General features: G+C 40.3%; 16 protein-coding genes and 2 pseudogenes. 4 read left to right on the top strand and 14 right to left on the bottom strand.

Features of this window, described 5'->3' with window-relative positions; translation table 11 throughout:
- Positions 1 to 84: 84 nt before the first annotated feature.
- The 3 genes from GQS10_RS14505 to GQS10_RS14515 all read right to left on the bottom strand — a co-directional run bounded on the left by GQS10_RS14505 (position 85) and on the right by GQS10_RS14515 (position 3,121).
- The gene (locus tag GQS10_RS14505; protein ID WP_166243385.1) at positions 85 to 1,434 is read right to left on the bottom strand and encodes an ABC transporter substrate-binding protein; all 1,350 of its coding nucleotides are present in this window, start codon (positions 1,432 to 1,434) and stop codon (positions 85 to 87) included.
- 298 nt (positions 1,435 to 1,732) lie between these two features.
- The gene (locus GQS10_RS14510) at positions 1,733 to 2,263 is read right to left on the bottom strand and encodes an SMI1/KNR4 family protein (protein WP_207952275.1); all 531 of its coding nucleotides are present in this window, start codon (positions 2,261 to 2,263) and stop codon (positions 1,733 to 1,735) included.
- Positions 2,264 to 2,269: 6 nt separating this feature from the next.
- A complete protein-coding gene (locus tag GQS10_RS14515; protein WP_166243390.1) occupies positions 2,270 to 3,121 on the bottom strand; it encodes an HNH endonuclease signature motif containing protein in 852 nt (283 codons plus the stop codon).
- A 519-nt stretch (positions 3,122 to 3,640) separates the two neighbouring features.
- Here GQS10_RS14515 and GQS10_RS14520 point away from each other — a divergent pair.
- Positions 3,641 to 4,203 (top strand): annotated as a pseudogene (locus GQS10_RS14520) (TGS domain-containing protein); the annotation flags it as partial.
- Here GQS10_RS14520 and GQS10_RS14525 read toward each other — a convergent pair.
- Together GQS10_RS14525 and GQS10_RS14530 are read right to left on the bottom strand one after the other, a co-directional pair.
- Positions 4,160 to 4,405 carry a hypothetical protein gene (locus GQS10_RS14525; RefSeq protein ID WP_166243392.1) on the bottom strand — a complete coding sequence of 82 codons (246 nt, stop codon included), beginning with the start codon at positions 4,403 to 4,405 and terminating at the stop codon, positions 4,160 to 4,162. The pseudogene GQS10_RS14520 and the gene GQS10_RS14525 overlap by 44 nt on opposite strands.
- Positions 4,406 to 4,459: 54 nt before the next feature.
- Entirely contained in the window at positions 4,460 to 5,038 is a 579-nt protein-coding gene (locus GQS10_RS14530; RefSeq protein ID WP_166243393.1) for a suppressor of fused domain protein, read from the bottom strand.
- A gap of 200 nt (positions 5,039 to 5,238) precedes the next feature.
- Between GQS10_RS14530 and GQS10_RS14535 the strand changes: the two genes are divergently transcribed.
- A complete protein-coding gene (locus tag GQS10_RS14535) occupies positions 5,239 to 5,628 on the top strand; it encodes a hypothetical protein (protein WP_166243395.1) in 390 nt (129 codons plus the stop codon).
- A 213-nt stretch (positions 5,629 to 5,841) separates the two neighbouring features.
- Here the strand turns inward: GQS10_RS14535 and GQS10_RS14540 are convergent, their stop codons facing one another.
- Positions 5,842 to 6,564, bottom strand: a complete 723-nt coding sequence (locus GQS10_RS14540) for an SMI1/KNR4 family protein (RefSeq protein ID WP_166243397.1) — start codon at positions 6,562 to 6,564, stop codon at positions 5,842 to 5,844.
- Between the two features lie 116 nt (positions 6,565 to 6,680).
- A complete protein-coding gene (locus GQS10_RS14545) occupies positions 6,681 to 7,550 on the bottom strand; it encodes a hypothetical protein (RefSeq protein WP_243735177.1) in 870 nt (289 codons plus the stop codon).
- 418 nt (positions 7,551 to 7,968) lie between these two features.
- On the opposite strand from GQS10_RS14545, the gene GQS10_RS14550 reads away from it, so the two are divergent.
- Entirely contained in the window at positions 7,969 to 8,514 is a 546-nt protein-coding gene (locus GQS10_RS14550; RefSeq protein ID WP_166243399.1) for a tubby C-terminal domain-like protein, read from the top strand.
- A 156-nt stretch (positions 8,515 to 8,670) separates the two neighbouring features.
- On the opposite strand, the gene GQS10_RS14555 is transcribed toward GQS10_RS14550, so the two are convergent.
- The gene (locus GQS10_RS14555) at positions 8,671 to 9,318 is read right to left on the bottom strand and encodes a hypothetical protein (protein ID WP_166243401.1); all 648 of its coding nucleotides are present in this window, start codon (positions 9,316 to 9,318) and stop codon (positions 8,671 to 8,673) included.
- A gap of 419 nt (positions 9,319 to 9,737) precedes the next feature.
- On the opposite strand from GQS10_RS14555, the gene GQS10_RS14560 reads away from it, so the two are divergent.
- Positions 9,738 to 10,394, top strand: a complete 657-nt coding sequence (locus GQS10_RS14560; protein ID WP_166243403.1) for a hypothetical protein — start codon at positions 9,738 to 9,740, stop codon at positions 10,392 to 10,394.
- 48 nt (positions 10,395 to 10,442) lie between these two features.
- Here the strand turns inward: GQS10_RS14560 and GQS10_RS14565 are convergent, their stop codons facing one another.
- The 6 genes and pseudogenes from GQS10_RS14565 to GQS10_RS14590 form a co-directional block, all read right to left on the bottom strand.
- Positions 10,443 to 10,850, bottom strand: coding sequence for a hypothetical protein (locus tag GQS10_RS14565; RefSeq protein ID WP_166243405.1), 408 nt, complete (start codon positions 10,848 to 10,850; stop codon positions 10,443 to 10,445).
- A gap of 12 nt (positions 10,851 to 10,862) precedes the next feature.
- Positions 10,863 to 11,033, bottom strand: a pseudogene (locus GQS10_RS23225) (deaminase domain-containing protein); the annotation flags it as partial.
- 146 nt (positions 11,034 to 11,179) lie between these two features.
- On the bottom strand, positions 11,180 to 11,674 hold the full coding sequence (locus GQS10_RS14575) for a hypothetical protein (RefSeq protein WP_166243407.1): 495 nt from the start codon (positions 11,672 to 11,674) through the stop codon (positions 11,180 to 11,182).
- A gap of 667 nt (positions 11,675 to 12,341) precedes the next feature.
- Complete coding sequence (locus tag GQS10_RS14580; protein ID WP_166243409.1) at positions 12,342 to 12,938, bottom strand: hypothetical protein; 597 nt, start codon at positions 12,936 to 12,938, stop codon at positions 12,342 to 12,344.
- A gap of 6 nt (positions 12,939 to 12,944) precedes the next feature.
- Positions 12,945 to 13,763 carry a HEAT repeat domain-containing protein gene (locus GQS10_RS14585; RefSeq protein ID WP_166243411.1) on the bottom strand — a complete coding sequence of 273 codons (819 nt, stop codon included), beginning with the start codon at positions 13,761 to 13,763 and terminating at the stop codon, positions 12,945 to 12,947.
- Between the two features lie 14 nt (positions 13,764 to 13,777).
- Positions 13,778 to 14,546 (bottom strand): hypothetical protein (locus tag GQS10_RS14590; protein ID WP_207952276.1); only part of this gene is annotated, 769 nt, incomplete at its 5' end.

The raw sequence follows: 14,546 nt of genomic DNA on the forward strand, positions 1-14,546 counted from the left end.
CCCTTCCTATCGTTTTGTTACTGTAGAGAAAAAGCAAGAGGGTCATCGCTAAATGACCCTCTTGATCCTAGCTTTGAAGATCGATTACTTCCCTTTCTCTTTATCAATGATCGCCTGCAGCGCTTGATTCGCCTTATCCGCTACCGGCTGAATATTCGTTTCGCCTGCCATAACCTTCTGCACAATCTCACCAACCGCATCGCGCGCTTCTCCAACACTGATTACTGTAGGACGGTCGTGGTCAACGCCGATTTTAGCGCTTTCCTTCGTAACCGCTGCCAGCTCGGCTGGGAAACCAGCAACCCCCTCCGGCGTTTCCCATACAGATGCACGTGCGCCCGGATTGCCTTTTTGCTGTGTCTTGGTCACAACATCCTTGCTCGTCGCCCACTTAATAAATTCCCACGCCGCATCTTTATTCGCGGTTTTCGTGTTCATCGCAAGGCCCCAAGAGGTGATGTTGTAAGGCTTAGAGCCAGCCTTACCTGCAGGGAATACCGCAAAGCCTACTTGATCAGCGATCTTCGATTTTGCCGGGTCGGTAGCATTCTTATAAATCGAGTTCGCGTCGGTGTAGAACGCTACTTTCCCTTGAGCAAAAATTCCGATGGCTTGCGGCCAGGACATGTTCAGCACCCCTGGAGGTCCATAGTCTCGCAGCAGCGTGCCATATGTGGTAAACGCTTTCAACGCTTCCGGCGTATTCACCGTTGCTTTGTCCCCAACCATGAAGTCCGCTCCCTCAGAGAAAAGGAAGGAGGAAACTTGTGTAACAAGGGGCGAACGCTGTCCGCGCGCAACGAAGCCGTACATTTCATTCTTCGGATCGTGAAGCTGCTTAACGGCAGCCGTGAGTTCATCAATTGTCTTAGGAACAGCGATGCCCGCCTTTGCCAGCAGATCCTTGCGATAATACAAAATTTCCTGCTCCGTAATTACCGGGATGCCTGCAAGCTTGCCTTCTACTGTGGTACTGCCGATTGCCGATTTGGAAAAATCGTTAAAGTCATATGCTGCGTCCTTGTCCTTATATTCGTCCAGCGGCTGAAGCCAACCGTTCTTATAGAACAGCTTACCTTCCTGCAGTGGGCGGAACATAAACACATCCGGAGTAGCCGAGCCGGAGGTGAATTGAACCGTCAGCTTTTGCGTAAGCTGATCCTCAAAAAAGCTTTCGACGTTAACCTTCATCCCGGTTGCTTTCTCAAAATCAGGCAGCAGCGGCTTAATTGCATCCGCCCAAGGATGATTTGCTGTAACAAGGTTAAGCGTCTTGCCCTCAAAAGGCTTCGCCGAAGCGCCTGGCGCTGCCGTTCCCGGAGCTGCCGTATCCGGCTTTTGCGTATTATCATTTCCACCGCAGCCTGCCAGAAGACCGGCAACCAAGGTCAATGCTGTTCCTGTGCCCACCCAGCGTTGTATTGTCTTTTTCATCAATTGACCCTCCTGTTTAGGAAATCGTGTATTTGTTTTCTACATCTCTAAGATTAAAGCATCCATATCTTTTCCTAAATAACGAAGATTAAACATTCATAACTACAAGTTAAGATTGTTTAGAGTTAAGTAAAGCAAGATTTAAAAGCGGATACATTTTTTTTGGTAGAATAACGAACTACGGCGGAAGCCGACTAGCTGAAAAAGAAAGGGATAACATAAAAACAAGGAGATGTAAGGTTATCCTTACATCTCCTCATATTAAGAGTGGCACAAAATTTGCCGTCAGGCAGACTTATTACAAAATAGTGGGTCTGTTCCACTCCCAGTACTTTACGCCTTGGGCAACGATCAAGCGATCAAGCCAAGTCTCAAAATTTAATCGAATTTTATCGGCCCATTCAAATTTGCTGCTGGAAATCATCCAGTAGAGGTAACCATCTGAATTGTCCTTTTCTTGAAAATCAACAAATAGTAAATCACCTAAATGAGAAGCAATAGGATACCAATTAGCTGGAGCGTCAGAGTTTCTCCAGCGTATGATCTCATCGAGCGTAAAAAGGTTGTAGCCTCCCCCGTATTTGCTTTTAAACAATTTTGCTCCGTTATGCGTTAGGAGGAATAATCTGTAATCTTCGGGTAACCGCCACCCTGTCCTCGATATAAATTCATCGATTTCGCTTTCAGTCGCAGGTTCATGAAAGATAAATTTTGCTTGGTAGCAATACCCTTGCTCTTGTTGAACTAGGAGCTCTCCATTTGGTGCTATCCTTTCTTTTAGTGAAGAAAGGGTTTGAGACAATAGTTCACCACACTGGATGTCAACCACCCTCTTTTAATAATTATTCCACCATGCAGAGACAGTATAATGGAAATTCCGTTCCAATGGAATCAAATTGGAGAAATCATTCGTTCCACCGTAATTTCGTGGCTTGATATGATGGATATCGTAGTCGTCCCAATCCCATGGGGGATTTCCATAGGTACTAACGTATTTTTCAATATAGTTGTCTCGATCCTTTTGGGTCCAATCTATAGATGTGGTCTTGCTCCAGTTTGTTGATGCGGGCAAACTCATGTGCATACCAGTATGCGGACTAATGTAACTCGGGTATTCTACGGCTTTCTTATTTGCAAGTCCAAGATACCCTTTCCAAACAGCTGGAGTATAAGGTTGTCCGTTTGAAGCAAATGCGGTTACAGTATAGGATCCTTCCCAGAACTTCGTATTTACAACATAAAAATCTTCAAGGACTTGTTTTCCTGCCGAAATAGATGTGGTTGTACCCGAATCGGAATCGTAAGAGGAGTAAGTTCCATTTCGTGAAGTTGCAGCATTCAAATTAAAAGAGTGGACGATTGAGGATGGTTTTGTACCGATTACAGAGCTAATATAATAACCGAAATAGACGTAGCTATCCTCCCCAAAAGCATAAATTGGATTGATAGTAACCGCGGACGTAGAGGCGGCTGCAATACCTCCCGTAGAGTTGTTTAAGAATAAGGTAACCGGGGCAAGATGCTTGACTTTCATCTCTTTCCCCTTAATTTTTTCGAACGTGATTTTTCTAACTTCAAGATGCTCGTTTGAGGCGGTAGTAATTGACTCCTCTTTAGCTAATGATAGGACTGGTAAACTCACAAAACAAAGAACGAGTGAAAGAATGAGCGCCAATTTTTTGTACATCGCGGACATACTCCCCTTAATAAGATTTGATGCCGGCCAGCAATCTATCTTAATGTTAGTTTTTATTACATGAAATGGGAATAGTAAAGGGTGACTATTTTATTGGATGTAAATAAATCCCTACCCAATTCAAACTCCCTATAAATTCCTTCTTTTTATATTTTTACTAGTATGGTAGAACTATATAATATTTGTTGATATGTTATGATATGTAACAAGGTTTTCTTCAGTTGAAAAAAATACATGCTGCAACACACACATCCATAGGACCATGGCCGCCTATTTCCATACCAACCATTGACTTCCACGTTTCAAAAAATATAATGCTACCCATAAACCGGCATCGACCAAAGACATGATTTCCTTCACGGGCTGCCCAGAGAGAGAAGCGATTATGCGGCGGTGCCGCTTGGGAAAAGTCGGGCCAAATGAGGGTTGAACCACGAGCTGAACGCACTCGTCCCTTAGTGGATGAGAGGCGTTTTTTGCGTTCATTGCTTTTTGAGCGGAGGGTTCCCCATGTTAAAGCAACTTGAAATTACACTGCCTGTCGGAATGAAAAAAGAGGTTCCGATGAACACGACGATCGGAGTCATTGCCCAATCGATCAGCTCCAGTCTGAGGAAAAACGCCGTTGCCGGCAAAGTCGACGGAGTGCTTGTCGATCTGGAACGCCCCGTCTCGCAGGACAGCGCGATCGATATTGTGACGCTCGACTCCATGGATGGCTTGGAGGTTGTATCGTCACAGCACAGCTCACCTGATGACCCAGGCGATTCGCCGCACTCACGGAGCGAAATCGGTGAAGCTGGGATCGGGCCGGTCATCGAGGACGGCTTTTATTACGATATTATCTATCTGGAGCGATCGTTGTCCACAGAGGACCTTGCAGGATCGAAAAGGAAATGGAACGCATCGTGCAGGAAAATGCGCCGATTGTTCGCTGGGTCTTCACCCGCGAGGAAGCTTTCACGGTGTTTGAAGAGCTGGAGGATTCGCTCAAGCTGGAGCTGATTCGCGATTTGCCGGAGAATGCCGTCATTTCGCTATACGAGCAGGGCGAGTTCGTCGATCTGTGCCGCAGTCTATGACCTTTTCGCTGGAGCCCCCTTCCGCAAGCAGATAAACCATCATGCTGTGGTTCTCAAGGTTTTCCCGATCCTCGCTGCGAAACGAGCCATTGCCTGCGATCTCAAATGCCTCCGGCACATAGGGGTTATGTTCGCTGATCTCCACCTCAAAGAAACGGCCCAGAATTCCCAAAATGATTTTCGGAGCTTGCATTATATCCTCACCTTCACTTTTCACCACATAAATTTATACTTATCCACATATACCCTATAAAACTGAATCACGCTTCAAATCTAAAAGATCAACTTCAGACCACTCAAATAGATCTTCCAGTGCGTCGCTCCCATGCTGCTCAGCATAGTTATACTCCGCTTCCGATATGGGGACAGCCTGCAGCCACGAAACATATTTATCCTCGAAGTCAAACGGGGATAAGCGATCCTCCCACAAAAATGGACTGACAAACATCACATGCTTCATCGTCAATCCAGAATCATACATCGCGACGATATTCGGGTAAATCGCACCCGGCGAGCAGGAATAACCGGAATTGATGATGTTAAAAGCACAGGTGCTTAGTAAATTTCCAAACCATTCGTACTCATCGATGCACGCTCCTATAAATTCAACCCTTAATGATTTGTCCTCTAGGGAATACCCGATATCGTAATTATGCAAACCTACAGTAGCAAATGTAGTCTCATGCTCTGAAGGATGATGATCCATTACAACGATATCGATCATGCTTTTTTTATGATCATCATGAAACCTTGAAATCTTTGGCCGGCTTCCGTGTAGCTCAGCTAGATGCTTTGCAATCTCTTTCATTTGCTCTGTAATTTGCATGTTTATTCACCTTTGGTCATAATGTCCCTTACATTTTATCTCTCTATATTAAATTACTTGGAATTTTCTCGAAATAGGTATTATCATACCTTTATTAAAATCTTAATTTCTACCATTTTTTCCTTGACTACGGTTTGCCATAAATTTAAACTGTAATAGTAATATATTTACATAAATTGATTATATGAGGAGGATTAGTTATGAAGAAGAAAGTCGTTACTTTAATGGTGGCAGTTCTTACACTTACTAGCGCAACAACAGCATTTGCAGCAAACCAATCTCAACAAGTATCTATCGCTTACGAAGGTGATGGCAATACTCAAATTTCTACTACTGGTTCTGTAACAGGGCAGCATAAATATGGTAGATGGACGGTACAACATGTAGAGGGAACAACAGGTGCCGAGGGTGTATTACAAGAAAACTGTGATGGTAGCTGGGAAGACGTTGATTATTTAACAGTTCCTTTTTTCGATAGCGATAAGTCCGCATCAAGTGACTATTATATGGCTGGAGCTTGTTCCTACAGAGTGAAACTTTATGCTATGGATGGAGATGGTGCCAAAGCATATGTAAGAAATTACAAATAAATCTTTTTGAAGCTGACATCCATAAAAAAATGATGTCAGCTTCTTATTTTATTTTTTATAATCTCACGATCAGTTTTACCATTTCATTCTTAAATCGACGAACTTTATTGTATTACCATCGTTCAGAAATTCTACTTGTAATTAACCCTCAGTGCCCTTTTCTCATGGACTACGAACGCATGAATTATTATAAATTCCGTGGAATGGAGATATCTATCCCATCACATTAGTACTATAACTAGGCAATCGACGCTCATGCATTTGACAGGAGAGAGCTTCCTCGATCCTTTCCTTATAAAAAGATGCCAAATGCACACCCAAAACCTCATTCTCGTCATCACCAAGCGCGGATTCAAACACGTACAGGGTGTCATTTTTCCAAAACATCGTCCAGGCTGGATGATGTGTGCTTTCTTTGATCTCATCACTCAGCTTCCATAACGTTAGGTAATCAGTTAATTGCCATGGGCCCTCCTCAACAAAAGCCCAGTAAGGCAGTCTGCCTTCCACAGCAATCTGTACCAATGCCTTACATACTAAAAAATTGCTCAACGAATCATTTTCAAAATACCAGTTTGGATCGCTCCATGCACAGAGGTATACCGGCGGGTCTACCAAATGCAGCTCGCTTAATTTGATTCCGCAGTAGATCACGGATTCAGCACATTGATAGAACACGAGATAATCTTTATCCGTTGTAAAAAACTCGGCATCCGGGATAAAGACATCCTGTAACTTGATCGGTTCATATTGGTTATTACAGTTTTGCGTTATATACTTGCATTTTCCATAGGCAGCATAATAGCTTCGAAGAACGTCTGGAAATAGGATTCGTAACTCCCTTTCCTTTTGGCTGATCTCTTCATGCGAGTAGCCACCATCCTTTTCCACGCTTGGAGCTAAAAGAAGATCCAATAAATTGAAGGCTTGGCTCAATTCAATCAACCCCCATGCATGTTTCAAGACTTTCGTACCATCATAATCCCCTTATTGGTGATCGTATAGTTGTCTGGAAGACAGGTTGTCCCCGGATGATTTCTGCAGCGTGCATATTAATCTCGTAGGTCCAATTGAAAATCGCCGCGCGGACGCTTCGGTTCTTTAATCCCCCATTTCTCCATGCATTCTAGAATGAGACTTTGTGTTTGCGGGTACTTTTGGGACGCTTCCAGAAGGCACCCTACAGCTCCAAGCCGTGTCGTTTCCTCATATCTAGACCTCAGCTTCGTGACACAACACGTTACTAGAGACCAGAGCCATACGTTGTACGTTTTTTCACTGTTTGGAATCGGCGAATCAAAAAAGCCCCCGCGAACCGCTGCCCATAACGCCAATATACAATTGTTCGCAAGAGTCGGAGTTTCATCGTTTTGCACAAGAGTAATGAGCGTTGGAATATGACGGGAAATATCAATTCCCCGATCGGCCATTCTCCACCAGATTTGACTGTTTACTTCTTCGGTCGGAACATCGCTGATAAAATAATCCTTCTGCAGCAGACTTTGAGCTTCCTCTGACAAGGGAACGTCCAGGGCTAGCAGCTCATCCATAAGCGCGGCCGCCCGGTACTGTACATACAGCTCTGCTTTCGATTTGTCCCTTTCTTTTCGCTCGATAACGAGCAAGCGTGCCAGCGGGGGCATATAAGCCGTGAAGTCAGCTTCTGCATGTAAGCTTCCATAGGCGATCTCTAACCAGTCCGCAACAAGATCCGGGTCGTCCAAGGACGCGGCGAAGCCTTTTTCACCTATGCTCTGTACTGCATTCGTCAAACAATCCACTATGTAAGAAGCTACCGTCTGCGCTTCTCCCGAAGATACTATGTTACTGATTAGCGCTTCCTTTTGCCCTTGTCGCACCTCTAGGTTTTTCTCTTCTGCAAAGGCTTGCAGCTCCCGTAGTATCAAACTCTCCCCTGGCATTGCTATTTTGCCTCCTTGGAAGTAAATTACCTGTTTCTAGATCATAATGGTTTTATACTAAAAAAGCTGGAATTGGTTTCATACGTCCACCGTTACCGTAGGTTCTTGAGAAGAACAGGAAAAGGCCCTCATCGCTTGAAGGCCTTTTCTGATCAGGTCTACCCATTCATTATTCAATTAACCCATTTCCCCGTGACCGTCCTCTAGTTGAGTTTCTTCTAAAACTCGATTTCACTTCTAGCTTATAGCGGCCTTATACTCAGGTTTCTTATTACGAACAGCACCATAACTATCGAAATGACAATAAATCCAGCTAATGATTGAATATCATCTTTTCAAAAAAGAAATAGCCAAATTATTGATCATTAACCTAATTAATGCTAACTTTAAGATACCTGCCTAAAAGGAGCATGGGCACATGTTAACTTATGAAATGAAAGATAACACTCTCATTCAAATGAAGAAGCCTATACCAATCATTTGCACACATACCCAGGAGCAAATTGGAGTTATTCAGCGAGTATATAAGTTTAGATTTCAACCTGTCTTGGAGATGCTTTTGGGATTTAGCCTTTTTGAAAACGTTGTTGCTAAGGATATGTCTAATAAAGTGATGGTTCAAATCCGTACCCGTTATAAAGAAAAATATGATTTTGTCCGTAAACGTTGGGAAATGATCTCTACTTCAAACAATCGAGCTACCCCAATTTTAATTAGCGACCACTCCGTCATTAAAACCAACCCGCGCATTACTCTCGAACTTCCTGGCAAACTCGAAATTTCCAGAAATCTTTTGAATTCGAAAACATATTTTAAATATAACGGTGAAATCATCTCCGTTACATACCCCGACAAATCTCCTTTATCTCTAAACCTATTTATTGATCTGGAGGAGGATTCCATACTTACCATTTATGAAGTCGCATGTATTTATTATTCCTTAAAGATGAGCGGCGTATTGTAGGATCCAAATTTAACATTTCATCTTTTTAGCCGAAGGGTCGTAATTAATCCTTCAACACTCTCTGCGATATCTTCAAATGTATTTCTTTCAAAGTCCTCAAGTTTCACGGAACCATCTATATTATTCATCGAGAGTATGCTTTTTAAACCTGTGTTATTATTTTGTTTGGGATGGATCGATGAAATGATTTGATAGATCCATTGTTGTTATTTTACCAGCTTGGTCTACTCTAAAAAACAAATATGGATGGTATACCCCTTCTGTATGAGTGGAACCTGTAACCCAGTAGTTTTTGAAGGGTTTCCCCTCATAATCCGTATGAGTTTCAATCATCTTTTCATAGCTTTTCTGGAGTTTTTCTACTGTATCACCAATCCTAATGTTGTCATTCAATTTCAATGTGGAGGGCCCCTCTAATACTATCCATTCTACTCCGCCTGTTGGTTCATTTTCGCCTGTTCGATAAAAACGAACTCGGAGGTTCTCCTTCTCATAATACCATTCTACTTCTGGGGTACTATGTACACTACCTATTTTAGTAGGCTCCCCCAATAAAGATCTTACTTTACCTTGACTGTCGCCTATATGAATCCCACCAATAGAAGTGTTTTGTTTATTTAGAGGTCCTGGTCCTCGTTCAATTGGCTTTCCATCTGAATTCTGGTTTTGAGGGGCAGTACCGACTGTTTGCGAATGATCATTGGAAGCGGGAGCTTTAAATGCATTATTTTCTTGAGTTTCACTACAGCTGCTAAATAAAACACAAGCTGCGATTAGTACGACATATTTAATTTGGAAGTTCATCAATTCCCTCCTTTAGTTAATTATTTTACCGAAAATCGCATAAAAACTATAACACAAATTTCTAATAAATACGGAAAGTTCAAAATGATACTTGGTTTAGTATAGGGGACTAATTAATATTCCCCGAGCCAGCAGCAATTTCCTTGATGTTCATCGGCCTATCATGCAGTTTTCGGTAATCGCGGAAATAAGCCTAATAAGGTTGGGCGGTAATGGCAGAGCCTTAGTTTAATTGTGTGTAAAATGATAGGTTCCAAAAAAACTAATAGAAGCCATACTAATAACACTCAGTTAGAATATTATTATCGAGACAAAATTCTACATATACGAGGTGTTATGAATAAATGGCTCAAATACCCTTTTCGCCAAAAAGCTAGCTAGTGAATATAGTTATACAATAAAATTTTAGGTGGTATTATATGAAATTTTATAAAATAAACATCGATGAAGGAAAGAGAAAAAAGTATGCTCAAGGAATACCACTAGTGAAACCTCTTGAGGAGAATATTTGCTGCAGCGTTTGTAGACGTCAATGGAGGAGAGCACATTATCTTGAAAACCCTAATTTTGTTATGGCTCTTTCAAATCAAAATTTCCCTGACTTTTTATGGTTTTTACATTACAAAATCATTTCAGAAAATGCTCTTGAAGTACTCATGCAAAAGGTTGTTAGGAATTTACTATTTAAAGAAATTTCAATTGTATCCGTAAATGATCTCTCTGAAGCACAAGTAAAGGACCTTAGATTCAGAGGAGAGAATGTGAAAAAATTAGCTTTGAACCCCCCGAAGTATTATACAGTTATTGTGGAGGAAGGCGCTGAACTTCATAAGGAATCTGGGGTGTACGTCGAGGAATGTGACTCCTGTAAGTATTTAAAAGTTCATTCTTATGGTATGGATTTTCTCCATCCGTCACAAAAACTTTATCTACATAAGAGGAGTTGGAACGGTGAAGACTTGTTTACGTTAAAGTATTTTCCGGCAACATTATATTGCACGGAGAACTTTTTGAAACTGTATAATGAGTACCGTCTCACCGGATTAAACTTTTCAGAAATAGATGTAATAGAATAAGAAGACGATATTCATACAAAGGAAGAATATACACTGCATTGCCAATAACTAATCCACCTTCAAACCTAAAATATACTCTACTCTAGATTCTGCAGAATCGCTTGTTTCCCTGATTTTATATTCCCCTTTATCATCAATTAACTTTTTACATATTTGAGTGTCTCTCGTCAGCATTTCAATGTCATTTTTATCGATATGCTCTTCAAATTTAGTGTATTCCAAATAACTATTCAGTTTAGAATATATAAAATCAGCAATTTCTTTGTATTTCAAACTCTCTATTGCAATAGAAACAAAATATAGTGTTTTAGTAAACAAACTATCGTTTACTATCCTCCAATCTTCCTCAAGAATTTTTGCTGAAACCTGTGCTACATTTAAACCTTCTTCCTCAATATATTCCTCAAAGTCTAGCACTATAGATGATTTTATTGATTCATAACTTGCCAAGTTCATTTCCATCACTCCTTATTTCATACTATTAGAATAGACATTCAACTCAATATTTGGGAACTTTCGTCTGAATTCCAGGATTAGATTGGAACAACTTTGACATGCATCTAGTTCTGTAAACAAATCAATTCGCCCTTTAACATTAGGGTCTTTTATTTGAGAAGCAATATCTTCGAGAATTTTTGCCTCCGTGTCATTAAATCATGGAAATTCATCATCAACATAACTTTCCAATGACTTATCAACTTTAGAATAACTGAAATCCCTAGTAGCATATAGGGCAAAAGAAAAACCTTGACTGAGTAACGAGCACTCAATCAAGTTTTTAAGTATTACTTTTTCCCATAGAAAGCCATAATATTGCCCTCTTCTGGATAATTTCCATTCCAACCGCAAGGAAATCCTCCACTTTGATAAATCTTATAAATTTGATCGTAAAAGTTATTTTCTGTGCCGTTTATTGCACGATTGACTGCACAGTTTCTTAAGTCAACAACAACATTTTCAAAAAAGTCGCTTAACCAGTCTGGAATATGTTCCCCTAATTCATTGGATATTCTTTCTGTCAAATCTTCTAAACCTTCAGGTTTTTGACTTTGATCTAATCTATAAAGTTTCCCTTTTACCTTTCCCATCTCAAGTTGCCTGATATCCGACCATGTAAATTCGTCCTCACCAAAAACCTCGACAAGGGATGTTTTTTTAGCCTCGTCTATACTATTGACAACAGTTAAATTTTCAGGTGCCTTTACCTTTGGTGACTCTTGCATGGTAGTTACGAACTCGATTACTTCTTCCACTAATTTTGCATTTAACCCGTACTTCATAGTTTATTAAACCACCTCTCCCATAAATCTACGGTTGCTCCTCCGCCTCTGTCCCAAACAGGTTTTAATTTTTCTTGTTATTAATCCTGTCAAGTATGTAATCGTCTAATCCTTTTGATTTGAGTTTTCTTAGTTCCTTGTTCAGATAATCGTCAGCCATATACAGAGGCAACCCTTTTTCTTGAAGTTTTCTTAGTTTTTGTTGGAGTTCAAATACTTGTTTCTCAATCCAACTGCATCATCTGCGAATCCGATATATTATTCCAACTTGTATAAAAAAATATTTTGTACATGAATTTCTCGTCTTTTTTTGTCATCCAATGACCTGACTTAGAATATTTCCAACCACTATCTATATACTTTTCTGATATTAAAGTACATACATTATCAAATACTTCATTTGATTTCATACTTTCACCCAAATTCAAGTAATCTAGGATTCTTCATATATTTTAAATTCGATTCTTAAATCTTGCATATTTTTTAGCCATCCCAATAAAAAGAAAAGAGGCAGAATTGAATTTACAATTACCGCCTCCTCGTACTTTTCCCTATAAGAACCTTAGAAAAATCATTTTTTTGTCTATCTAAAAAACGCCTCATGAAAGAGAATGTACAATAGATACTCCCGCTTTGTGGTACTTCCGCTTGTACTATTAGTTTAAGTTTAAAATGTCATTAATAGGCCCCATTTTTTCTCATAAGCTGCAGAATAAAGTAATACTAGCTCATTATAAGTCTCTAGCAATTCTGATTTAGTTAATTGATAGAGAACAGCGTTAGGATCTGGCAGTCCATTATGATTAAGAGCCGACTTTATTGAAACAAGGTCGTTATACATAATAGCAATATCCTTGGAGTAAACGAAACCTAAACCTAATCCACCAGGGTCTAACTGAAAGGATCCATATTCTATTGATTCGCCCAAGATATAATAATCGGAAGGAAACTTAATTGAAGTCATACTTAACGCTTCATTTAGTGCATCCCAACCATAAGACAGACCCATATCTTCATCTGGAGAATAATAAAGAGTGAGTGCTATATCACACAATTCTTGAATTCCACCATTCTCCAAACTATTTTTCCAATCAATACCTAGTAGCTCGCCAGTATAGACAGATCGAACTTCACCAACATGACTTGATATAAAATCCTCAAGTCCTTTTGTGTCACTTAATAAAACAGAGGTATTTATTACTGGTTTTAATTCTCTATCGAAACGATTAGTATCAAATAAATATGCCTTATGCTCCATCCCCATATCTAACTACCTTTCCTTCTGCAAAAGGATTTGAAGTGATTTCTCAAGTTCTTTTTTCAGATCTCCTTTTGCTCGTCCATTCATAATTGGTTCTAACATCTCATAAGCGTACTGTGTCGGTAGATGTTTTGAAAAGATTGCTACTACTTCTTTCGCGTAAGGATCTATTTTTGACTTTAATATTTTCGAACCAATTATTGATATCTTTTCAAAGTATTGGTTTGTCAACATGTTTAACACTGAGTTTTGCTCGGATGCAATCCAGACTGCCTCTAAACCTTTTATCACAACATCTTCCCAATCATCCTTGCCGATATTCTTCAACCAATTTTCATTCTTCTGAATACACGCATCAAGCGCATCAATAATAAAATACAAATCATCTTCAGTAATTAAAAAATGATCGGAGTAGTTGTACAGAAGGCCAATCTTAATTTTCCAGTTTAGATCCTTTTCAAAAAAATATTGCTTTAAACTCGAAGCTCCTTTTTCAAATCGGATTAAAACAGAATTCAAAATTGCCTTCTCACTAAGTCCATTCAGATAATCACTTTCTGGAATATCCTTTTCCATTGCCTTTAGTTTTTCTATTGAACCACTTTCACCAATATTTAACAAACTGTAAATGGATTCAATTCTCACTTTTTGATTACTATGGCGCAATGCTTCTTCCAGTTTGGGGGAAAATTGTTTATTTCTTGATGCCCCCATAGCAACCACAACCTCCACAGTTAAATCAGTACCCGGTTTGTGTAATGCATTTATTAATTGCTCATCTGTAACTATTACCCTAACATTATTTTCGTTATAAACTTTATATTCCATATTACCTCCAGCTATTAAGGGATTTTAAAATCATTGGGGTCATAAATTTCCGTCCCTGCGGCCTCCCCTGTCTTAGGGTCATATCTTTCTATAACAATTTGCTTCGGTGGCTCCCCATACTTCTGAGTATAAGCATCAATGAATCTACGTATCTCTTGCTTATCCTTTGAAATTGGTCTGCCAACTGGCTTATCATCAATTATTCTACCTTTTGGAGGACCCTGAACTGCATCAGGAATAGCCCTCTGGTATTTCTTGGACGGCCTACCTTGTTTATCAATCCTTTTCGGAACCTCAATTATATTACCTTCTTTATCTTTTAAAGGTTCATTAACCGTATCATATTCACCACTTCTTCGACGTTCATCTGCATTTCTCTTATGTATTTCTTTCCCGGTTTTAGTGCTACTCGTTTCACCAACTATATTGTTTTCCTTACTCTTATCCTTTTTCTCATCGCTTTCTTCCTGCTCGCGTTTTTCGCGTTCTTCACGTTCGCGTCTCTCACGCTCTTCACGTTCACGTTTCTCCCGATCACGATCTTCATCGCGCCTATCGTCGTCACGGCGACCGTTGTTACCACTGGCGAACCCATCGTTATTGCCGTCCCGGCCCTTACCCTTGCCGCTGCCGCCAGAGATAATGGTTGCCATCATATTGGCAGCAAATTTCATGTTGTCCGGGATCAAATCGGAACTCAGCAATTGCGATGCGACCTCGTCGAAGGCCATATCCCCGAGGAAGTTCATACCCATCTTCATGCCGAGGTTCGCGAATTGCAGC

This window comes from Paenibacillus turpanensis, assembly GCF_011421635.1.
In the GTDB taxonomy this organism is placed as follows: Bacteria; Bacillota; Bacilli; order Paenibacillales; family YIM-B00363; genus Paenibacillus_AK; species Paenibacillus_AK turpanensis.

Bases quoted from the DNA above. Each gene is read 5' to 3' on its own strand.
- GQS10_RS14535 (WP_166243395.1), top strand. From the start codon at position 5,239: ATGAAGAAGAAAGTCGTTACTTTAATGGTGGCAGTTCTTACACTTACT.
- GQS10_RS14545 (WP_243735177.1), bottom strand. From the start codon at position 7,550: ATGCCAGGGGAGAGTTTGATACTACGGGAGCTGCAAGCCTTTGCAGAA.
- GQS10_RS14575 (WP_166243407.1), bottom strand. From the start codon at position 11,674: ATGAAGTACGGGTTAAATGCAAAATTAGTGGAAGAAGTAATCGAGTTC.
- GQS10_RS14525 (WP_166243392.1), bottom strand. From the start codon at position 4,405: ATGCAAGCTCCGAAAATCATTTTGGGAATTCTGGGCCGTTTCTTTGAG.
- GQS10_RS14530 (WP_166243393.1), bottom strand. From the start codon at position 5,038: ATGCAAATTACAGAGCAAATGAAAGAGATTGCAAAGCATCTAGCTGAG.
- GQS10_RS14515 (WP_166243390.1), bottom strand. From the start codon at position 3,121: ATGTACAAAAAATTGGCGCTCATTCTTTCACTCGTTCTTTGTTTTGTG.
- GQS10_RS14585 (WP_166243411.1), bottom strand. From the start codon at position 13,763: ATGGAATATAAAGTTTATAACGAAAATAATGTTAGGGTAATAGTTACA.
- GQS10_RS14560 (WP_166243403.1), top strand. From the start codon at position 9,738: ATGAAATTTTATAAAATAAACATCGATGAAGGAAAGAGAAAAAAGTAT.
- GQS10_RS14565 (WP_166243405.1), bottom strand. From the start codon at position 10,850: ATGAACTTGGCAAGTTATGAATCAATAAAATCATCTATAGTGCTAGAC.
- GQS10_RS14550 (WP_166243399.1), top strand. From the start codon at position 7,969: ATGTTAACTTATGAAATGAAAGATAACACTCTCATTCAAATGAAGAAG.
- GQS10_RS14580 (WP_166243409.1), bottom strand. From the start codon at position 12,938: ATGGGGATGGAGCATAAGGCATATTTATTTGATACTAATCGTTTCGAT.
- GQS10_RS14555 (WP_166243401.1), bottom strand. From the start codon at position 9,318: ATGAACTTCCAAATTAAATATGTCGTACTAATCGCAGCTTGTGTTTTA.
- GQS10_RS14505 (WP_166243385.1), bottom strand. From the start codon at position 1,434: ATGAAAAAGACAATACAACGCTGGGTGGGCACAGGAACAGCATTGACC.